This window comes from Aerococcus sanguinicola (assembly GCF_008726925.1).
GTDB lineage: Bacteria > Bacillota > Bacilli > Lactobacillales > Aerococcaceae > Aerococcus.
The window spans coordinates 85,723-105,664 of sequence record NZ_VYWO01000001.1 but is presented as its reverse complement, the minus strand read 5'-3'; the positions used below and the strand labels follow the sequence as shown (position 1 = coordinate 105,664).

The window sequence follows — 19,942 nt, the reverse complement described above, 5'->3', positions numbered from 1 at the left end:
ATGACATTTTATAAAGGAGGAGGTGATTCGCATGAAGACCCTCTCAAGCGATCGTTTACCCTGGGACTTACAAGCCCTGCTCTTAATGATCCTCTTAATTAGCAATTTCTTCCCCTTCTATATTACGGTCACCGTGATGACAGTGATTTTTATCATTTTAGCGGTCTGTGGGCTCTTCCGCCCCAGCTTTACCGATAATAGTGGGGTCATGGCAGCCTTTTGGATATTTATTGCCTATAGCATTTCGATTTCTCTCGTCTATCAGAACTGGCTGGGTGTCTTGATTTCCTTGGGCTTTGCTATTTACCTGATCTTCTTCAAGTATTATTTTGATGCCATCAAACCCTATTTTGTAGAAGACCTGATCAATATCAGCCTTATTGCCAGCTTTATCCTCTTTATCTTTGCCCTGCTCGAGCACTTCCAGTTCATCCAGGAATGGGACTATACCTTTATTTCTGAAGCCATGGGCAAGCAGCATGCGGATCGGGTGGAAGCGACCTTTTTCAACCCGAATTACTATGCCATGATGCTTGAATTCTTTATCATTATTGGTTTCTACAAGTTGACCCGGACCAAGAAATTACGGAAAAAATTAGCCTTTGCCTTCATTACGCTCTGTAACCTATCAGCTATCTTCTTTACCGGGGCGCGTACGAGCTTTATGGTGGTTGTTGGCTCCATCGTCGTCTTCTATTATGTCTATGGCTACCACAAGCAGGCGCTCATCAGTCTCGGCATTATGGTTTTGGCTGTTGTTGGCTTAATGCTGACCAACCTCTTCCCCCGCATGGACACTCTGTCCTGGGCTTTAGGCGACCGGATCCATATCTGGCAAACGGCTTTACGGGCCATCCGCCACAATTATCTATTCGGCCAAGGCCCACTGACCTACTTGCAGGTCTGGAATGAGTATCCAGGTGGGAAGTCGACCATTCATTCCCATAGCATCTACCTCGATCCGATCCTGAGCTATGGCATTGTCGGCTGCAGCATCCTCTTTCTCCCCTTCTATCGCTTGGCGGCGATGATCCATACCATGAGGCGCTACCCCGCCCTCCGCTTGCGTTTGGCCCTGATCTGCTCCTTCATCTCGATTGTCCTCCTCCATGGCCTCTTAGATTTGACCATCTTTTGGATTCAGACCAGCTTCCTCTTCTTAATCATCGTCCTCCCGATTAAGAATATAATCCAAGAAGCTCAAGCAGGCCAGTATCCCTATAGTTAAAAAAAGAAGCCTTGACCCCAGTTAGACTGGCAGGTCAAGGCTTCTTTTTTTGATTTTCTAGGAATTATTCATAGGGCTGCTAGCTACATTTCGTGCGGGGCAGCAACACCTAAGAGGTTTAGGGCGGCTTCTAGAACGATTGTTGTCGCTTTGACAAGGGCTAGACGTGAAGCTAAGCCCTCGTTGTCTTCTAGAATCCGATTGTGGGCATAGTAGCGGTTAAAGTTTTGCGCGAGGTTGATCGCATACTTAGCAATCACACTCGGTTCATAATGCCGGTAAGCCTTCTCAATCGTCGCTGGGAAGTCGTTTAAAGCCTTGATAATCGCATAGGCTTCTGGATCTTCCAAGGAGTAATCAGCTGATAGGTCAAGCGTTTGGCCGGACTTACGCAAGATAGAATGGGCCCGAGCATTAGCATATTGGACATAAGGTCCAGTTTCCCCTTCAAACTGAACAATTTCATCCAGCTTAAAGTCGAAGTTATTCATCCGGTCATTCTTCAGATCGTGGAAGATAACCGCCCCAACCCCAACTTGGTGAGCCACTTGGTCCTTATTGGGCAAGTCTGGATTCTTCTCTTCAATCTGTGCCTCAGCTAAGCGAATGGCTTCATTGAGGACTTCTTCTAAGAGTACAACCTTCCCTTTACGGGTCGATAACTTCTTGCCGTCCTTGGTCACCAGGCCAAAGGGAATGTGGTGGATATCCTTATACCAGTCATAACCCATCTCTTTAAGGACAGCTTTCAATTGCTTGAAGTGGATGCTCTGCTCATTACCCACAACATAGAGAGATTGGGCAAAGTTATAGTGGTCCTTGCGGTAGAGGGCAGCGGCCAAGTCCCGGGTCATGTAGAGCGTTGCCCCGTCTGACTTCTTAACTAAGGCAGGGATCAGGTCGTACTTGTCCAGGTCGACAATGGTGGCGCCGTTATCAACTTTGAGCAGGTCTTTTTCTTCTAAGAGCTCGATGACACGGTCCATCTTATCATTATAGAAGGCTTCCCCCTTGTCAGAGTCGAATTCAATGCCCAACATGGCATAGATGCGGTTGAATTCTTTGAGGGATTCGCTTCTAAACCAACGCCAGAGGGCCAGTTCTTCTTCTGAACCTTCTTCTAAGGCCTTGAAAGCTTGCCGGCCCTTGTCATTGAGGCTGTCATCTTTCTCTGCTTCTTCGTGGAACTTCACGTAGAGGCGCAAGAGTTCTTGAATCGGGTTAGCCCGAACTTCTTCTTCCGTCCCCCATAAGCGGTAAGCAACGATCAATTTCCCGAATTGGGTCCCCCAGTCGCCCAGGTGGTTGATTCGAATGGGATTAAAGCCCACCTTAGCCAAGATATTCCCAATGGCATTCCCAATCACGGTTGAACGCAAGTGGCCCATAGACATTGGCTTGGCAATGTTAGGGCTGGACATGTCGATGGTGACATTGCCCCCTTGACCCAGGTCTTGCTGGCCAAAGTCTGAAGCTTGGCTGAGAATTTCTTTGAGTACCTGCTTAGAGACTTGGTCTGCTTTGAGGAAGAAATTCAAATACGGACCAACTGCTTCCACCTTTTCAAGGGCAGGGTCTTCCATCTCAGACGCTAGGTCTTGGGCAATCGCTTGGGGAGCCTTGCGCAAGGCCTTGGCTAAAAGAAAGCAGGGAAAGGCAATATCGCCATGATCACTATGCTTAGGCGTTTCGAGGGCAGCTTCAATTTGATCCAGATCTAAATGGTCAGAAACTGACTCGTAAATCACTTCAGCAACATGATGTTTTAAATCCATAACACAACTCCTTGTCTTTTTAGGTGCAGATTTAAGCACCACTTTCGTCTTATCTATTTTAGCATAGAATGTATTCGACTTATAGCACCTACCAAATAACCACGCGATTTTCTTTGGCTAGGTACATCGGATCACCTTCCTGGACGTCGAAACAAGCATGGAAGGCATCGATATTCTTCACTTGAACATTGGCGCGAAGAGGACTTGGGGCGTGGACATCCATGCTGAGCAGCAATTGCTTGTATTGGTCTCGGGCTTTCTGGCACCAAATCCGTGCCCAGTTAATGAAGAAGGCTTGGAGATCGTAGTCTTCTTCATGCTGGCAGGCTTCGAGAGCTGCTTGGAGGCCGCCAGCATCAGCAATATTTTCCGAAACTGTCAGTCGGCCATTCACTTGTCCCCCAGCAAAAGGCAGGCCATCGAATTGATCGACCATATCTTCCGCCTTGGCATTGAAGACCTCATAGTCAGCTTCCTGCCACCAATTGGTCATATTTCCCTTCTCATCAAATTGGGCCCCATTGTTGTCAAAGGCATGGGAAATTTCATGGGCAATTACCGCCCCAATCCCGCCATAATTTTGGCTCCGGCTCTGGTCAATGGCATAGAAGGGCGCTTGCAGGATAGCTGCAGGGAAACAGATATGGTTGAAGCTAGGATTATAGTAGGCATTCACCGTGGCGGGTGACATCCCCCATTCCGTCCGGTCAACCACTTGGCCGTAGCGTCCCAAACGATTGGCCACTTTGATCTGGCTGAAGGCTTGGAGGTTGCCGTAGAAGCTGAGCTCAGGATCCACCTTCAACTGGCGGTAGATATCGGGATAAGTGTCCGGATAGCCGACCAAGATATCGATGGCATCGAGCTTCACAATGGCCTTAGCGATGGTTTCCGGACTCAGCCAATCATTGGCTTCTAGACGCTGCTTATAAACCTCAATCATTTCCACAACCATCTGGCGGACATCCTCGCGAGCTTGGGGGCCGAAATGTTTCTTCCCGTAATAGAGGCCAATCACCTGGTCAAACATAGCGGTAGCCGCATAGAAGGCCTGCTTCTCCTGGGATAGGGTTTCCGGATTTCCAGACAAAGCCAAGCTGTACTGGCTGCCAAGTTGGCGCATCTCTTCACTCAGGCAATTAGAGGCTGAATTGACCACTTTGACTAGGAGCCAGGCTTTCACTTGATCGAAAGTCGATGCATTGACTAGCTCATCGAAATGATCAAAGAAAGCAGGCTGGGTCACAATGACTTGGTCAGGGACTTGACCTATGACCGCCTCAAAGTAGGCTGTAAAATCAAAGTGGGAAGAATAGGCCTGGACCTGGTCCAAGGACCGTGGATTATAGAGCTTGGGGTAGTCCGCTAATTCCTCATTAGACTTCATATAACGGGCTAGGGACCGGTCAAAGGCTAGGGCATCAGCCGTCAGTTGGTCAGCCTGGTCAATCCCACAATAAGCCAGTAATTCCTTAGACTGCTTGGCAAAGATAGCCAGCAAGACTTGGCCAGCCTCATGCCCTTCCTCGTAATAAGTCGTATCCGGTAAAATCAGGCTGGGAGCATCCAAGTAGAGGATGTAATGATCCGTGTCCTTCATGTCTGCTTCCACACTGATTGCAAAGGGAAGGTCATTATTCTTAAAGGTCCAGTCTTTGGCAAAGGCCTGGAAGTCCGCGATGTCTTCTAAGTGAGCCACTTGAGTCATTTCATCTTGCAGAGGCTGGCTCCCTTGTGCTTCCCTCTCCTCAAAGTCTAGGGCCTTATTATAATAAGCCACGAATTCTTGAATTTCCGGCTGGTCTAAGCCGATTTCACCCTGACGCATGGCCTGGGTCTCTTCTAACAAGAGGTCTTCCATCTGGTCTCTTAGACTGGTAAAACCTCCTGTTGCAGCTTTGTCAGCAGGAATTTCTGCTTGAGCTAGCCAGTCACCGTTAACGGCTAGGTAAAGGTCATCTTTAATCGAATCATAATCGATGGTCATTTTGCTCTCCCTCTCCATATAGTCTGTAGTTTCTATTTTAACACAAGCGCTGGGCAGCTGAGCCCTTAAAGTTTCCTAAAAGCGCTTTTAAGCTAAGTGATAATTGAAAGCTTGGCTTTTTTAGCTTCTGCTAAAGAGTGAACTTTCAATAATTTTAGAAGCATAACTTGTAAACGCATACATTTATAGGTACAATGATTAAAAGCATACTAACAGCATACGAGGAGGAATTTAGCATGTCTAAAGAACTAATCACATTCTTAGAGTACGAATACAGGGTCCAACCTGGCCAATATTTCCAATTTGATTATTCTTTTACTGAGGATTACTTAATCCGAAATGTTATTATTGACCAGGATGATGTCTTCACCAAGCTCTTGACCATCTACCCCATTACGGATACCCGCGACTTCGTCATGTACATGGAACAAAACCAAGATGGATCGCTCTATCGGACCAACTATCCCCTTAGATTAAAGGATAATTCCGATATCTATGAAGCCATCCTCCCCAACTTTAAATAAGACAAAAGCAGCAAAGTGTCTCTACTGAACTTTGCTGCTTTTATTTGATTTCTAATTGGTCTGGGTGAATATTTAAGACCTCTGCTATTCTTAATACATTGGCATATGAGGCGTGGCAGAGATTTCGTGGGTCCTTCTCATAATTTGCAATCGTCCGGGTTGTGATACGGACAGCCTGGGCCAATTGTTCTTGGGTCAGTCCCTTACTCTTGCGCCAGTCCTCTAGGTGTTTTCTTTCCATAGCAAGCCTCCTCATATGAATTATATAGTTAGCATATATGTAAGTCAAATTTATTTCATCAAATTTCTAAATTATCGAACTATATTTCTAAATATTAGAAGTAAAACAAATTTCATGAATTTGGTTTCATTATTCATATGAACATGCTATGATTAATATAAATATAAAGGAGGGTGTTATATGTTAGCAGAAAACTTAAAATATCTGCGCCAGAAGAATCATTACTACCAAAAAGACATTGCTCGTAAGCTTAACCGCAAAACCAATTCCACAATTTCAGATTGGGAGAATGGAAAATATACCCCATCCTTGGATGTGGTAGAAGAATTGGCTGCCATTTACCATGTCGGCATTGACGAGCTCCTCACAGAAGACCTGCGTGAAAAGTACCAGAGCCCAGGTGACCAACTCGTACAAATCTTCGACTCCCTGGATACAGACAAGCAGGCCCAATTACTCCACTATGCCCAAGAGTTAAAAGACTAAAAAAGAGAATCTACCTCCTACCGTATGGTAAAGTGTAGATTCTCTTTTTTTGACTGGCTATGATTGGGGTCAGACGCACAGAAAGCTATCGCTCTGTAAAAAACTTTCGCCAGAGCTCCCTTTCTAAGCGCTCTTGCTCACACCCTTTAGTTGGGTTCGGGCTAGCAGAAATAGCTCCTCTTCGCAAAGATCCGCCGAAGACTTACAGTCTTCTCTGGCTCTTTGCTCCAGAGGTCTATTTCTCCCGCTAGCCCTCACACCCTTTACTTATTTGAATAGTTTTCCCAGTCTTTGAGGAAGCCTTCGATCCCTGAATCTGTTAGGGGGTGTTTCCACAATTTAGGGAATAAGTTACCTGGCACAGTGGCAATATGGGCGCCGCGCCGGACAACTTCTTCAAAGTGAGGCAGGGTCCGGATGCTGGCGGCAATAATTTCGGTGTCGTAGCCGTAAAAGTCCAGCATGTCCCGAATATCGGAGATCAGGGCATAGGCATCTGTCCCGATATCTTCCAAGCGCCCAACGAAGGGACTGACATAAGTAGCGCCAGCCTTGGCTGCCATCACTGCCTGGCTAAGCGTAAAGACCAGGGTCACATTCGTCTTGATTCCTTCTTCTGACAATTGGTAGACAGCTGCTAGTCCTGCTTCCGTCATAGGAATCTTAACCACAACATTAGAAGCCCATTTGGCTAAGTTGCGGGCCTCATTAACCATACCTTCTGTGTCCAAGCTCACGACTTCCGCACTAACAGGTCCGTCGACGACAGAGCAGATTTCCTTGATCACTTCCTCAAAAGGCCGGCCTTCCCGTGCAATAATACTTGGGTTGGTCGTCACCCCATCCACCAAGCCTAAAGCTGCGATGCGTTTAATCTCATCTACATTGGCTGTATCCAGGAAAAATTTCACCTGATCTCCCCCTTTAATCATTTTCTAATTTTTATAGGTCCATTCTACCATACTTCATAAAGCGGTCACAAGGAATATCTTTTGCATACGGCTTAAGTCACATTTAAGCCTAAAACCCCAGCTGGTCTAAACATCTGTATACTTAGTACCTTCTGGGGAATTGTCATTTATATCATCTTTGATTAAACTCTTCTTGCAATATAGTTAGACTAGTATATTTTTTTAATAGAGTGCTTAGGGCTTGATTCACGTCCATTTTGTATGTATGATATATGTATATAAAAGAGTTAGGAAATACCGATTATACCACATAAACTAGTCAAAATGCTTAAGAAAAACAGTCTTCAAGAAGTACGACAAGCTGGCAGTCATAAGCTTATGTCTAACAACACAAGCAATAGAACACTGTGGTTCCTTTGCATAACAAAGATATTGATGATTCGTTTTACAAAGAGATATTAAAGCAAGCGGGGCTAAATTAACCTACAGGCTTTATGGCTTTTCTAACGTCAACGAAAGGATTGAATTCTTATGTTAGTTTATCCGGCAACCTTCGAAAAAGATGAAAAATATATAATGGTTAAATTCCCAGATATCCCAGAAGCAATGACCCAAGGTGAAGATATCACTCAAGCTTATGAAATGGCAGAGGAGGTTCTAGGGACCGCTCTTGAAGACTACACAGATTATCCCAAAGCAAGCTCTTTAAAAGAGATTAGAGATCGGTTTCCGGACAAAGACGCTGCTCTTATTGGAATTGATTTAGCTGCTTTTCGGCGCAAATACCACTCTAAAACAATTAGAAAAAGTGTTACTGTTCCTGAATGGATTAATGACCTAGCCAACGCTGAGCAAATCAACTTTTCGCAAACTCTAACCGAAGCACTCAAGGAAAAACTAGGTGTTTAACGCTCGAAAGCCCACTATTTGGTGGGCTTTTTTTGAGCTTCAAATGCTTCAATCGTTGCTTTCTGACGGTCTAGAGCTCTCGCCTGTTCCTGAATGAGGACTTCACATTTAAGGAATGGTTAAAAATTTTTGCTATAAAAATAAAAAGTTTGTCAAGGAAAAGTACTTAATCGTATTTTTCCCCATGGCGTTAGACACAGCAAGCAACGCTTCTCTATAAACTAGAAATCAACCTAAAAGACGCCCAACATCGTTTAAGACATAAAACTATCAAAACGACATTGGACGTCTACACTCATTTGTCTGAAGAACGAAATAAGGTAGCAACAAATACCTTAAATGCTTTTTCTTCTAATGGGGCAAAAAAGGGGCAACTATATCAAATTTAAGTGTTTATAGAGCTCAAAAAGGGCTTTAAATCAATGTTTATAAGGCATCTAGCCCACAGACCCTTCCATTTCATAAGAAATCAGACGGTTCAATTCGACCGCATATTCCAGTGGCAATTCCTTGGAGAAGGGTTCCACAAAGCCCATGATAATCATTTCAGTCGCTTGGGCTTCGGTTAAGCCTCGACTCATGAGATAGTAGAGTTGTTCTTCTGAAATCTTGGAAACCTTAGCTTCATGCTCTAGGTCTACTTGGGAGTTATGAATTTCATTCATTGGAATGGTATCTGACTTGGAATCCTTGTCGATCAGGATGGTATCGCACTCAATGTGGGACTTAGACCCTTTAGAGTTCTTAGCAAACTTAACATCACCTAAGTAGTCGGTAATCCCAGATCCCTTAGCGATCGATTTGGAGATAATCGAAGACGAGGTATGAGGGGCATTGTGAATCATCTTAGCCCCCGTGTGTTGGTGTTGGCCAGAATTGGCGAAGGCAACCGACAGCATAGTGCCACGTGCCCCTTCCCCATCCAAGTAGCAGGAAGGGTATTTTTGGGTTAGCTTAGCGCCGAGATTGCCATCGACCCATTCCATAGTCGCATTCTTTCCTACTTTGGACCGTTTAGTAACTAGGTTATAGACATTGTCGGACCAGTTTTGAATAGTGGAATACCGGCAATAACCGCCTTCTTCAACGAAGATTTCAACAATGGCAGCGTGCAAGCTATTGGCGGAATAAGTTGGGGCCGTACAGCCTTCGATATATTCCACAGAGGCGCCTTCATCCACAATAATCAAGGTCCGTTCAAATTGTCCCATGCTTTCATCGTTCATCCGGAAGTAAGTCTGCAGCGGAATGTCAACCTTGACACCCTTAGGCACATAGATGAAAGTCCCCCCTGACCACACACTTGAGTTCAGAGCAGCTTGGAAGTTATCCGATGGGGGCACTAAGGTTGCAAAGTATTTTTTGAAGAGTTCGGGATATTCCTTCAAGGCCGTATCGGTATCGGTAAAGATTACCCCCTGGTCTTCATAGATGGCCTTGGTATTGTGGTAGACTGCTTCTGATTCATATTGGGCCACAACACCAGCTAGGCTGTCCCGCTCGGCTTGGGGAATCCCAATCCGTTCGAAAGTTTCTTTAATTTTATCCGGCACATCATCCCAAGTTCTGGAGTTTTTATCTGATTTTTTCTTATATAAGGTAATGTCATTTAAGTTTAAGTCAGAAATATCAGGGTTCCAGTCTGGAATATGGCTATTTTGGAAGCGTTTGAGGCTTTTGAGCCGGAAGTCAAGCATCCACTCAGGTTCTTCTTTTTGGGCGGATATTTCACGGATGACTTCCTCTGTTAGACCGGTATCGATCCCAATTTCAACTTTAGAATCTACATCATCATGGAAACCATACTTATAATCATCAATTACTGGAAGTTCACTCATTTATTCTTCTTCCCCCTCTTCTACTTCTACATCTTCTTCAATTGTTTGAGCATCATGGTGTACGCCTTCTTGGAGGGCCTGCCAGCCTAAGGTCGCACACTTCACCCGAGCGGGAAACTTACGGACACCAGATAAGAGAGCAGCTTCTCCGAGCTGGTCTTGGTAGTCGGTGTCTTCGTCCAATTCAGGCAAGGTTATCATATCAGTAAAATCCTTAGCTAGATGAAGGGCCTCATCCAAGGTCTTTCCTTTGATTAAATCCGTCATCATACTCGTACTCGCTGTTGAAATTGCACAGCCTTGGCCGTGGAAAGCCAGGTCAATAATTTTGTCATCCTCAATTTTTAGGTCAAGGAAGATGACATCCCCACAAGTCGGGTTGAGCATTTCAATCGTTTGCGTGGCCTGGTCCAAGGCCCCATGGTGGTGGGGATTCTGGTAGTGGTCCACGATGACTGCGCGGTACAAGTTTTCCATTTTAGATAAAGCCATTGGTGAAAAATTCCTCCACTTCTTTTAAGGCGCTAACTAAGCGGTCAACATCGTCTTTGGTATTGTAATAAGCAAAACTAGCCCGTGCAGTTGCCCCGAGGCAAAGCTCGCGCATCAAGACTTGGGCGCAGTGGTGGCCCGCACGAACGGCAACCCCCAATTGGTCCAGGCCTGTTGCCAGGTCATGGGGGTGGACACCTGCTAAATTAAAGCTAATCACGCCATGGTGGTGGTCAGGATTTGTCGACCCGTAGATCGTCACCGCTTCATAATCAGCCAAAGCAGCCATGGCATAGCGGGTAAGTTCGCGTTCATGGTCAGCAATGGCGGCCATGCCTCCAATCCGATCGATCCAATCCAGAGCAGCTGCAAAGGCAACCACGCCAGCAATATTCTGGGTGCCCCCTTCGAATTTATAAGGCAAGTCCGCCCAACTACTGTCTTCACGTTGGACCAGGGTAATCATTTCGCCTCCGTATTCCAAGGGCTCCATCTGGTCGAGGAGGTCGCGCTTGCCATAGAGGACGCCGACTCCGGTTGGGCCATAGACTTTATGGGCGCTGAAGCAGTAGAAGTCACAATCTAGGGCTTGGACATCCACAGGCAGGTGGGCAGCTCCCTGGGCTCCATCTACTACGATATAGCCCTGGTTGGCATGGATCACCTGGGCGAGGGCTTGAATATCCTGGGCTGATCCGAGGACATTTGACACATGGGAGATGGCCAAGATCTTGGTCCGCTCGCTGATTGTTTGCTTCAGGTCTTCTGCCGTCCAGATGCCTTCCTGGTTCATGTCGAGATAGCGCAGCTTAGCTTGGTTGCGCTTAGCGGCTTCTTGCCAAGGAATCAGGTTGGAATGGTGCTCAATCGGCGAAATCAAAATCTCATCACCTGGCTCGAGTACCCTATCCGCAAAACTCCGAGCAATCCAGTTGAGGCCCTGGGTCGTCCCCTTGGTGAAGATAATCTCTTCACGATGCTTTGCATGGATAAAGGCCTTCACCTTGTCCCGGGTCCTTTCATAAGCTTCGGTTGCCCGATTGGCTAAAGTATGGACCCCGCGGTGGATATTGGCATTATCATGCAAGTAGTAAGCTTGGAGGGCGTCAATCACTGCTTGGGGCTTTTGAGTTGTTGCTGCATTATCTAAGTAGACCAGGTCTTCATCATTAACTTTCTGCTTGAGAATCGGGAAGTCCTGGTAAATATTAGTCATTGTCAATAGCCATCAACTTCTTATCTATAATTTCAATTAATTCTTCACGCATCTCTTGGAGAGGGATGGCGACGATCACACTGCCTAAGAAGCCACGAATCACCAGACGTTGGGCTTCTTTACCAGAGATCCCCCGGCTCATCAGATAATAGAGTTCTTCTTGGTCTACTCGGCCCATAGAAGCCGCGTGACCAGCTGTAACATCATTTTCATCAATTAATAGGATAGGGTTCACGTCGCCCCGGGCCCGGTCAGAGAACATCAGGATCCGTTCTTCTTGTTGGGCATCGGCACCTACTGCCCCGCGGTAAATATGACCAATCCCGTTAAAAGCGAGGCGTGAGCGGCCGAGGATAACCCCTTTTTGGTAGATATGACCGACACTGTGACGGCCATAGTTGGACACCCGGGAGTTCACTCCTTGGGTTTGCCGGCCATCTGAAATGCCGACCACATTGACATAGCTGACAGAGCCATCGCCGATAAGTTCAGCATTATAATCCGCTACGACATTCCCATCGTTAAGCATACCGACTGCCCAGTCAATCCGGGCTTCGGACCCACAATGCCCCCGCCGTGTAATGAAGCCGGTTGTATTTTCACCCAGCTCATCTAAGGCCGCATAATGGACTTCCGCATGGTCAGCTGCAATAATTTCGGTCAAGATATTGGCTGAATTCGCTTGGTCTCCATAAGTTTGGAAGCGTTCCACAAAGCTGAATTTAGCCTTGGCTTCTGCCACAATCAAGACATGGTGGTTATAGGCCACATCTTGACTTGCATCTTGGAAGGCATTAACTTCAATCGGGTCTTCAATGTGTACATTGGCTGGGACATAGAGGAAGATCCCGCTATTCATATAGGCCGTGTGGTAGGCTGTAATCTTATTATCACCTGGTTTAGCGGCCTTAGTCATGTAATAGTCTTTGAAGAAGTCAGGATAGGTTTGCATGGCCTCGAAGATATCCATCAAGATGACCCCTTGATCTCTCAAGTCTTGGCTCAAGTCCAAGCTCAAGGTCTGGTCGCTAAATTGGTTCATGAGGGCATCTTGACCATGGTGTTGGTAGCGTTCATCCAATTCAAAGTTGGCTTCCCCTTCCCCCTGGATCTTGGCACCGTACAGAGGCCAGCGTTTGACATCCATCTTAGGGGTATCCGGTAAGTCGAGTTGATCAATATTTTGAAAAGCTTTTTCTCTCAAGGCAAGTAAAAAATCGGGTTCCTTTTTGGCTTGGGAGAAGGCTTGTATGGCTTGCCAGTCTTTCTGGCTCATTTGTTCTGACATAGAATCCTCCCTTATCCGCTAGTCTTCGTCCAAGTCGATATTAAGCTCTTGAGCGAGGCCCTTGTAGCCTTCAGCCTCTAATTGCTTGGCTAAGTCAGCATCACCAGATTTAACCACCCGGCCGTCCATCATGACGTGGACATAGTCAGGTACAATATAGTCTAAGAGGCGTTGGTAGTGGGTGATAATTAGAGAACCAAAGTTATCGCCACGCATAGAATTCACCCCATTGGCAACAACCTGCAAGGCATCGATATCTAAGCCAGAATCAATCTCATCTAGGATGGCAAAGGTCGGTTCAATCATGAGCATTTGTAAGATTTCATTGCGTTTCTTTTCCCCACCGGAGAAGCCTTCATTTAAATAGCGCTCTGCCATTTCTTCAGGCATTTCTAAGACTTCCATCTTGCTGTCGAGCTTCTTGATGAAGTCCATGACGCTGATCTTATCGTCTTCAGGCCGTCTCGCATTAATTGCTGCCCGCATAAATTCTGCATTGGTAATGCCAGGGATTTCAGAGGGGTATTGCATAGCTAGGAATAAGCCTGCCAAGGCCCGCTCATCGGTTTCCATTTCCAGGATATTTTCACCATCTAAGAGGATTTCACCTGAAGTCACTTCAAAGGCTGGGTGGCCCATAATGGCGGCAGATAGGGTCGATTTACCTGTCCCATTGGGTCCCATAATGGCATGGACTTCCCCCGTATTAATGGTTAAATTAACCCCTTTTAAAATTTCATTATCTTCTACTGAAACATGTAAGTCTTTAATTTCTAATGTCGACATAATGCCCTCCTTATAAAACAATCGTTAGTCTCTTCTTATTCTAGTCTATTTGATAATACTTTTCAAATATGTGAACCAGAAGACTCTCTAGGCTCAAATTGACTCGAATGATTCTAAATTAATTGGAACTAACAAATTAGCTTCTAAAAGTGGGAAGCGTTTTAACTTACTAAGTTTTTAGTTATAATGGATACGAGTGACCTATAGAAAGGAAAACGTAAATGCTTATTGATGTTCAATCGCTATATAATCGCCGAAACAATAGTCTCTTCAACCGGACAGCTGTAGGGGATCTCTTAGAAGCCCTAGGTCATAACCGACCGGACGATACCGCCCTAATCGCAGGACCTGGCGCCTATAGCCTGCCCGAGAACCAGAGCTTAACTTACGGAACTTATAATGCCAAAGCCAATCAATTTGCCCAGAGGCTCGACCAATTAGGCCTCGAACGGGCGAGCCGCGTCCTCTTTATCTGTGAGAATTCGACAGAAGCCTTAATCGCTAAATTTGGGACAGCCAAAGCGGGGATGGTTTCCGTTCCTGCTAATCCAAGTTTTTCAGATGATGTGATGGCCTATTTGATTGACTTGACCCAACCCCAGGTCCTGGTCATTGATGCGGCCTTCGTGCGTCGCTTTAGTGCCGTGCTGGACCCTTACACCTTCCAAGCCAAGCTTGTCATTCCGATTGGCGGGCAAGTCCTTGATTCCTACCAGGACTTCAATGAATACCTGAGGGGGCAGGCCCAAGTTCAACCTAACCGCTACCCTATCCATGGGGACGACATCTGGGAAATCCTCTTCACCTCTGGGACCACTTCTTGGCCGAAAGGCGTTATGATTAGCCACCATTACAGCTACCATGCAGCTTCAATCTATGGCATGCATATGAGTCGGGGCGTAGACCAGATCCACCACTACCGGGTAGCCTCCTTCCTGCCTCTAATCTACCACTGCGCCGATCTGACTCTGGCCATTTCAGCCCTGCTCTACGGCGGTTCCTTGGTTTTTGGACGACGCCAGGATGCCCAAGAAATGGCAGAAGTCCTTTCCCAGACCCAAGCTACAGCAGTCTGGACAGGTCGGATTGATATTATGGCCGAGGTCTTTGCAGTCGCCCAAAAAGAAAACTTGGACTTATCTGCCATCACTTGCCTGCTCTATGCCTACTCCCACTTGGAAACTGAGCTCTACCAACAGATCCAAAGCTACTGTTCCCCTCAGGTTCAAGTTATCAATTCTTTCTCTCAGACCGAAGTTCTTGCAGGATTCAGGCTCTACCATGCAGGCAATGAAGAGCTCTTAAGCGACCACCCAGGAGAGAACGTGATTGGGACAGCAGACGCCCGGCTCCAACACAAACTCGTCCCAAGCAGTCAAGAAACTAGCGGTGAAGTGGCCTACCGGTCTCCTGCTGCCTTCTCAGGCTACTATCAAAATCCCCAAGCCACAGCCGCCGCCATCCAGGACGCTTGGTTTCATTCCGGCGATGTGATTGACCTCGAAGCGCCCAAGCAAGCTATCATGGTCGACCGCAAGAAGGATATGATTAAGACCGGTGGCGAAAATGTCTCCTCTGCCCGCGTAGAAAGCGTCCTCCTCCGCCATCCCCTAGTTAAGCAAGCTGCAGTGGTCGGCATGCCTGATGCCTATTGGGGCGAGGCGGTTACCGCTGTGGTCAGCTCGGATACCCTCGGTGAAGGGGATGAAGACGCCTTGATTGCATTTTGCCACAAGTACTTGGCTGGCTTTGAGTGTCCTAAGCGGGTTTATTTTAAGGACGAGATCGACGAATCAATTGGAGGCAAGGTGAAGAAAGCCTCCCTCAAATCATGGATAAGGAGAAGAGAAAATGAACAAGCCTAAACTTACCATCATCGGCTGCGGCTTTATGGGGAAGCAGATTGCCGCTAGCTTCATCAATGCAGGTCTAGAGGTCTGCTTGGTCAAGTACGGCCCGGCGAGTAGCCAGGACCTGGCCCAAGTCCAAGCAGCCTGCCAAAAATTACTGGCTGACCCGGCAGAGGCTAGCGCCCTCACTGTGGTCTCTTATAAGGACTACCGCCAGCAAGGACAGACTAGTGGCCTTGTCATCGAATCCATCATAGAAGACCAAGCGGCCAAACAAGCCCTCTTTGCTGACCTGGGGCAAGTTTTAGCTTCAGAGGTCCTTCTAGCGACCAATACATCCAGCTTGTCTATCCAAGCTTTAGCCGAAAAACTCAGCCCAGAGCTTAAGCAGAACTTCCTAGGTCTCCATTTCTTTGCGCCAGTCACCAGCAATCCCTTAGTCGAGGTCATCCCCCATCCCGATCTTGCGGATGAGAAGGTCCAAGCGCTCTGCCAGTGGCTCAGTCACCGGGTCGGCAAAAAATATATCATTGCCCAGGACGTCACGGGCTTTGTCGCCAACCGGATTGCTTTTTACAGTAATTATGACATTATGTGCCGGGCTGAAGCCAAGCACTGGCTCCCTAGCCAAAGTGATGCCCTGTCTGGCAAGTATATCGGACGAACGAAGATGGGGCCCTACCGCCTAGTGGACTATACCGGCCTGGACCTCTTCGAACAAGCCCTAGCCAACTACCAAGCTGATCCGACCTGCCAGGACTTCTTCCCTAGTCGGTCAGCCCACCAGCCCCTCCTTGAAGCAGGCTTCTACGGCGATAAAGTGGGACAAGGTTATTACAAAAAAGATCAGGGCAAGCGCTATCATTTTAATTTCCAAAAGCAAACTTATGAAGAAACGAGCTTCCCGCGCTTTGCGATCATGGATGAATTAGACCGATTAGCATCTAGCGATCGCTTCAAGGCCATCCTGGATGCCGAGGACCCTTATGGCCAGTTTATGGCTCAGACCTTGATCAAGCTCCTCTACTTCGCGGCACAGAATGTCGGCCTCGCCTGTCAAAGCTACCAAGATATTGACCGGGCCATGGTTTGGGGTTACCAGTGGACATACGGTCCCTTCCAGATCTGGGACATGATGGGCTTCGACCGGGTCAAAGACCTCCTAGCTGCTAGCGACAAGCCCCTCCCTGACTGGCTAACTCGCTTCCAGGGTCCCTTCTACCCTGACAGCAAGAGCCTGGCCCGCCACCAGTCCCTCAGCGCTTATTCGACCGACCAGATCCTTGATCAAGGGCCTGACTTCATCCTCTACCAAGCCCCCCAAGACGCCTTAATCTTTAGCTTGGAAGCTAGTCACAGTGTCATCAGCCTGGACTTGCTGAAGGGCTTGGACCAGGCCCTAGACCGTCTCGCAGAGGGCTCTCACAAGGGATTAGTCATTTACTCGCCACAAAAACATTTCTCCCGGGGCTACGACATCAAAGCTTTTGAAGCCAGTATTGCCCAGGACCGGGTCCAAGAAGCTTGCCAAATTTCTTTTGCACTCGGCCATCGCATCATCCAACGTATCAAGTACAGCCAAAAGCCGATTGCTGTAGCCTGCAGGGGCTACTGCCTGGGTGCAGGCGCTGAACTCGCCCTCCACGCCAGCAAGATCTTCGCTAGCCCCCAGCTTCAGATAGGGCTACCTGAAGCAAACCTGGGCCTTATTCCCGGTGCTGGAGGCTTGGTGGAATTGGCTGAGCGCATTTACACTGAAGAGATGAGCCGGATGGAGCGCAAAGAACGCCTGCTTGCTTGCTTTGAAACAGTCGCCTATGGGAAGATTTCTGCCCATGCCAAAGAAGCCCTGCGTCTGGGCTATTTGCGCCAAGAAGATGTGATCGTGCCCAATGAAGACTATCTCTTGGAGGCGAGTTTGGACTGGTTAACCTTCCAAGCCCACTACCAGACCTTCCGTCCTCAGTTCCCTCAGTCCTACCCTGTCCTGGGCAAGGAATTCATGGCGCTCGTCATGGGGACGACCCAGAATTGGCGCCAGGGGCTCTTTATCAGTGACCATGACAAAGTTTTGGCCGATGGGATTGGCCAGGTCCTAGCTGGCGGTGATGTAGCCATGGGGATCCAGGTCAATCGGGAGGATTTATTCCAGGTTGAAAAGACCGTCTTTAGCCAACTTCTCTCGAGCCAAAAGACCCAAGAACGAATCCAACACTTTGTTAAGCACAAGACCATCTTGCATAATTAGAAGGAGGAAACTATGTCTGAAGCATATATTGTCGCCTTTGCCCGCTCCGCTGTCGTCAAAGGCAAGCCCTCTGGCAAATTTGCCTATGATCCAGCAGAGGATATTGCTGGCCAAGTCCTCCAAGGCTTGATCAAAAAACTAGGGCCCAAGTTCGACCCCTACTTGATCGATGATCTCATTGTGGGTTGCTCCATGCCCGAAAACCTACAGGGGGGAAATATTGCTCGCAAGCTAGGCCTGCGCGCTGGCCTCCCTGTCCAAGTCCCCGCTGAAACCATTAATCGTTTTTGTGCCTCCTCCCTCCAGGCCCTGGCCCACGCTAGCCAGGCTATCCAAGCGGGCCAGGCAGACTTTATCCTAGCTGGTGGTCTGGAATTCCAATCCACCACCCCTTATGCGAGTCTCGAGGCCCACAATAATTACAGCCTAGAAAGCGCAGGCTGCCATCTCAGTGATTGGATGGGCTTGACCGCTGAGCGCCTGGCAGAAGACTATGGGATTAGCCGCCAGGACCAAGACCAATTCGCCGTAGACAGCCACCACAAAGCCCATAAAGCCCAAGTTGAAGGCAAGTTTGAGGATGAAATTGTTCCGGTCCAAGCCCACACGGCCAAGGCCCATCAAAGTCAAATCGTCCAAGCCGATGATGGCATCCGGCCAGATACTAACTTAGACCAGGTCAGCCGGCTCAAAGCCATCTTTAAACGAGGGGGCACTGTCACAGCAGCTTCTTCCTCACAGATATCAGACGGAGCGAGTTTCCTCGCCCTCGTCTCGGAAAGTATGCTAGACAAACTCCAAATCCAACCCTTGGCCATTTTTAAAGGCTATCAGGTCGCTGGGGTGGATCCTGCAGTGATGGGGATTGGGCCCGTCCCTGCCATCCAAAAGTTACTCAAACGGCAAGCTATCAGCTTAGACCAGATTGACCTCATCGAACTCAACGAAGCCTTCGCTGCCCAGGCCCTAGCTGTGATCAAAGCCCTCCACTTAGACAAGGAACGAGTGAATCCTAATGGCGGCGCCATCGCTCTTGGTCACGCCAACGGGGCGACAGGAGCTGTCCTTAGCTGCAAACTCTTAAGCGAAATGGCCAGACGTTCCCAGGCCCGTTATGGCCTCGTTTCCATGTGCATCGGCGGCGGTATGGGAGCGGCTGCCCTCTTTGAACATTTAAATTAGGAAGGTGATGGAATGACTCTCTTCGAAAAAATTGGACTCAAATACCCTATCTTCCAAGGGGCAATGGCACGGATTTCAACACCGGAGCTGGTGGCCGCTGTCAGCCAGGCTGGGGGGCTGGGGATCCTCTCTAGCTATGGGATGTCGGCTACTGAACTCAAGGCTGCCCTCCAAGACATCCGCCAGCAGACCGACCAGCCCTTCGGCGTTAACCTCATGCTCCAACAGGATAATATCCAAGACCTCCTCCCCATCCTCTACCAGGAGGAGATTGCGGTAGTCACGACTGGAGCCGGCACACCCAAGGCTTTTGCCCAGGATCTGAGGGCTTCAGGAAGCCTCCTGATCCCTGTTATTGCCTCGGTCAAACATGCTCAAAAAATGGAAAAACTTGGGGTGGATGCCCTCATTGTTGAAGGGCAAGAAGCCGGCGGGCACATCGGTCAAAGCGCTAGCTTACCCTTGCTCCAGGCCGTTCGCCAGCACTGCCAGCTCCCGCTTATTGCAGCAGGAGGCTTTGCGACAGGGGCAGGCCTGCTTGCAGCCCAGGCCTTGGGCGCTTGTGGGGTCCAAATGGGCACCCGCTTCCTGGCTTCGGAGGAATGCCCTATCCCAGATGTCTACAAGGCTGCCCTGCTGGCGGCAGATGACCAAGCCAGCATTGTTACCGGTCGGACTTGGGGACAGGCCGTCCGCAGCCTCAAGACGCCCTTCTTGGAAGAGATCCTAGCTGCTGAATTCAAGGGCCAAGACCCTGGTAAAATTCAAGCGGCCCTCAAACAATCCTATCAAAAAGCACTAACTGAAGAAAGTTTCGCCCAAGCCAGTCCCATGGCTGGGGAAAGTGCCGCTAGTATCCATGACATCCGCCCAGTCCAAGAAATCATCGAACAAATCATGGCCGAAGCTGAGCAAGTCCGCCAGAAGCTCTGCCAAGCCAAGCTGTAAACCAAGCAAAAAGGCATCCTAAGCCCTTCTCAG

17 protein-coding genes are annotated in these 19,942 nt (G+C 48.2%); 8 read left to right on the top strand and 9 right to left on the bottom strand.

Going from position 1 to position 19,942, the window contains the following annotated elements:
- The first annotated feature begins 31 nt into the window (after positions 1–31).
- Positions 32–1,228 carry an O-antigen ligase family protein gene (locus F6I03_RS00610; RefSeq protein WP_070626019.1) on the top strand — a complete coding sequence of 399 codons (1,197 nt, stop codon included), beginning with the start codon at positions 32–34 and terminating at the stop codon, positions 1,226–1,228.
- 83 nt (positions 1,229–1,311) lie between these two features.
- On the opposite strand, the gene argS is transcribed toward F6I03_RS00610, so the two are convergent.
- Both argS and F6I03_RS00600 read right to left on the bottom strand, forming a co-directional pair.
- Positions 1,312–3,003 (bottom strand): arginine--tRNA ligase, encoded by a 1,692-nt coding sequence (argS, locus tag F6I03_RS00605; protein ID WP_070430950.1) that lies wholly within the window; start codon positions 3,001–3,003, stop codon positions 1,312–1,314.
- An 88-nt stretch (positions 3,004–3,091) separates the two neighbouring features.
- Positions 3,092–4,990, bottom strand: a complete 1,899-nt coding sequence (locus tag F6I03_RS00600; protein WP_070430951.1) for a M13 family metallopeptidase — start codon at positions 4,988–4,990, stop codon at positions 3,092–3,094.
- A 236-nt stretch (positions 4,991–5,226) separates the two neighbouring features.
- On the opposite strand from F6I03_RS00600, the gene F6I03_RS00595 reads away from it, so the two are divergent.
- Positions 5,227–5,514, top strand: a complete 288-nt coding sequence (locus tag F6I03_RS00595; protein ID WP_070430952.1) for a hypothetical protein — start codon at positions 5,227–5,229, stop codon at positions 5,512–5,514.
- A 40-nt stretch (positions 5,515–5,554) separates the two neighbouring features.
- Here the strand turns inward: F6I03_RS00595 and F6I03_RS00590 are convergent, their stop codons facing one another.
- On the bottom strand, positions 5,555–5,755 hold the full coding sequence (locus F6I03_RS00590; protein WP_070430953.1) for a helix-turn-helix domain-containing protein: 201 nt from the start codon (positions 5,753–5,755) through the stop codon (positions 5,555–5,557).
- A gap of 180 nt (positions 5,756–5,935) precedes the next feature.
- Between F6I03_RS00590 and F6I03_RS00585 the strand changes: the two genes are divergently transcribed.
- Positions 5,936–6,241, top strand: coding sequence for a helix-turn-helix transcriptional regulator (locus F6I03_RS00585; protein WP_070430954.1), 306 nt, complete (start codon positions 5,936–5,938; stop codon positions 6,239–6,241).
- Between the two features lie 263 nt (positions 6,242–6,504).
- Here the strand turns inward: F6I03_RS00585 and fsa are convergent, their stop codons facing one another.
- Positions 6,505–7,152, bottom strand: a complete 648-nt coding sequence (gene fsa, locus F6I03_RS00580; protein WP_070430955.1) for a fructose-6-phosphate aldolase — start codon at positions 7,150–7,152, stop codon at positions 6,505–6,507.
- A gap of 531 nt (positions 7,153–7,683) precedes the next feature.
- On the opposite strand from fsa, the gene F6I03_RS00570 reads away from it, so the two are divergent.
- Positions 7,684–8,061 (top strand): type II toxin-antitoxin system HicB family antitoxin, encoded by a 378-nt coding sequence (locus tag F6I03_RS00570; protein WP_070430956.1) that lies wholly within the window; start codon positions 7,684–7,686, stop codon positions 8,059–8,061.
- A gap of 437 nt (positions 8,062–8,498) precedes the next feature.
- Here F6I03_RS00570 and sufB read toward each other — a convergent pair whose 3' ends face one another.
- From sufB to sufC, 5 genes are read right to left on the bottom strand one after another with little or no spacing between them, the layout of a single operon-like run.
- On the bottom strand, positions 8,499–9,899 hold the full coding sequence (sufB, locus tag F6I03_RS00565) for a Fe-S cluster assembly protein SufB (RefSeq protein WP_070430957.1): 1,401 nt from the start codon (positions 9,897–9,899) through the stop codon (positions 8,499–8,501).
- On the bottom strand, positions 9,900–10,391 hold the full coding sequence (gene sufU / locus F6I03_RS00560) for a Fe-S cluster assembly sulfur transfer protein SufU (protein WP_070430958.1): 492 nt from the start codon (positions 10,389–10,391) through the stop codon (positions 9,900–9,902).
- On the bottom strand, positions 10,378–11,607 hold the full coding sequence (locus F6I03_RS00555) for an aminotransferase class V-fold PLP-dependent enzyme (RefSeq protein WP_070430959.1): 1,230 nt from the start codon (positions 11,605–11,607) through the stop codon (positions 10,378–10,380). Before F6I03_RS00555 ends, sufU begins: the two co-directional genes overlap by 14 nt.
- Positions 11,600–12,895: a Fe-S cluster assembly protein SufD gene (gene sufD / locus F6I03_RS00550; RefSeq protein WP_141737854.1), complete on the bottom strand. Its 1,296-nt coding sequence runs from the start codon at positions 12,893–12,895 to the stop codon at positions 11,600–11,602. Before sufD ends, F6I03_RS00555 begins: the two co-directional genes overlap by 8 nt.
- Positions 12,896–12,913: 18 nt before the next feature.
- Entirely contained in the window at positions 12,914–13,681 is a 768-nt protein-coding gene (sufC, locus tag F6I03_RS00545) for a Fe-S cluster assembly ATPase SufC (protein ID WP_070430960.1), read from the bottom strand.
- 221 nt (positions 13,682–13,902) lie between these two features.
- Between sufC and F6I03_RS00540 the strand changes: the two genes are divergently transcribed.
- The 4 genes from F6I03_RS00540 to F6I03_RS00525 are packed head-to-tail and all read left to right on the top strand — an operon-like array spanning position 13,903 to position 19,909.
- Positions 13,903–15,546 carry a class I adenylate-forming enzyme family protein gene (locus F6I03_RS00540; RefSeq protein ID WP_070430961.1) on the top strand — a complete coding sequence of 548 codons (1,644 nt, stop codon included), beginning with the start codon at positions 13,903–13,905 and terminating at the stop codon, positions 15,544–15,546.
- Positions 15,533–17,779 (top strand): 3-hydroxyacyl-CoA dehydrogenase/enoyl-CoA hydratase family protein, encoded by a 2,247-nt coding sequence (locus F6I03_RS00535; protein WP_070430962.1) that lies wholly within the window; start codon positions 15,533–15,535, stop codon positions 17,777–17,779. Before F6I03_RS00540 ends, F6I03_RS00535 begins: the two co-directional genes overlap by 14 nt.
- A gap of 12 nt (positions 17,780–17,791) precedes the next feature.
- Complete coding sequence (locus F6I03_RS00530) at positions 17,792–18,961, top strand: thiolase family protein (RefSeq protein WP_070430963.1); 1,170 nt, start codon at positions 17,792–17,794, stop codon at positions 18,959–18,961.
- Positions 18,962–18,973: 12 nt separating this feature from the next.
- Positions 18,974–19,909: an NAD(P)H-dependent flavin oxidoreductase gene (locus F6I03_RS00525; protein WP_070430964.1), complete on the top strand. Its 936-nt coding sequence runs from the start codon at positions 18,974–18,976 to the stop codon at positions 19,907–19,909.
- The last annotated feature ends 33 nt before the right edge of the window (positions 19,910–19,942 follow it).

What these genes read in the sequence shown, in the direction of transcription:
- F6I03_RS00525 (WP_070430964.1), top strand. Translation starts at nt 18,974, where the DNA reads ATGACTCTCTTCGAAAAAATTGGACTCAAATACCCTATCTTCCAAGGG.
- F6I03_RS00610 (WP_070626019.1), top strand. Translation starts at nt 32, where the DNA reads ATGAAGACCCTCTCAAGCGATCGTTTACCCTGGGACTTACAAGCCCTG.
- F6I03_RS00590 (WP_070430953.1), bottom strand. Translation starts at nt 5,755, where the DNA reads ATGGAAAGAAAACACCTAGAGGACTGGCGCAAGAGTAAGGGACTGACC.
- F6I03_RS00555 (WP_070430959.1), bottom strand. Translation starts at nt 11,607, where the DNA reads ATGACTAATATTTACCAGGACTTCCCGATTCTCAAGCAGAAAGTTAAT.
- F6I03_RS00535 (WP_070430962.1), top strand. Translation starts at nt 15,533, where the DNA reads ATGAACAAGCCTAAACTTACCATCATCGGCTGCGGCTTTATGGGGAAG.
- argS (WP_070430950.1), bottom strand. Translation starts at nt 3,003, where the DNA reads ATGGATTTAAAACATCATGTTGCTGAAGTGATTTACGAGTCAGTTTCT.
- F6I03_RS00530 (WP_070430963.1), top strand. Translation starts at nt 17,792, where the DNA reads ATGTCTGAAGCATATATTGTCGCCTTTGCCCGCTCCGCTGTCGTCAAA.
- F6I03_RS00600 (WP_070430951.1), bottom strand. Translation starts at nt 4,990, where the DNA reads ATGACCATCGATTATGATTCGATTAAAGATGACCTTTACCTAGCCGTT.
- sufU (WP_070430958.1), bottom strand. Translation starts at nt 10,391, where the DNA reads ATGGCTTTATCTAAAATGGAAAACTTGTACCGCGCAGTCATCGTGGAC.
- F6I03_RS00595 (WP_070430952.1), top strand. Translation starts at nt 5,227, where the DNA reads ATGTCTAAAGAACTAATCACATTCTTAGAGTACGAATACAGGGTCCAA.
- F6I03_RS00585 (WP_070430954.1), top strand. Translation starts at nt 5,936, where the DNA reads ATGTTAGCAGAAAACTTAAAATATCTGCGCCAGAAGAATCATTACTAC.
- F6I03_RS00570 (WP_070430956.1), top strand. Translation starts at nt 7,684, where the DNA reads ATGTTAGTTTATCCGGCAACCTTCGAAAAAGATGAAAAATATATAATG.
- sufC (WP_070430960.1), bottom strand. Translation starts at nt 13,681, where the DNA reads ATGTCGACATTAGAAATTAAAGACTTACATGTTTCAGTAGAAGATAAT.
- sufB (WP_070430957.1), bottom strand. Translation starts at nt 9,899, where the DNA reads ATGAGTGAACTTCCAGTAATTGATGATTATAAGTATGGTTTCCATGAT.
- F6I03_RS00540 (WP_070430961.1), top strand. Translation starts at nt 13,903, where the DNA reads ATGCTTATTGATGTTCAATCGCTATATAATCGCCGAAACAATAGTCTC.
- sufD (WP_141737854.1), bottom strand. Translation starts at nt 12,895, where the DNA reads ATGTCAGAACAAATGAGCCAGAAAGACTGGCAAGCCATACAAGCCTTC.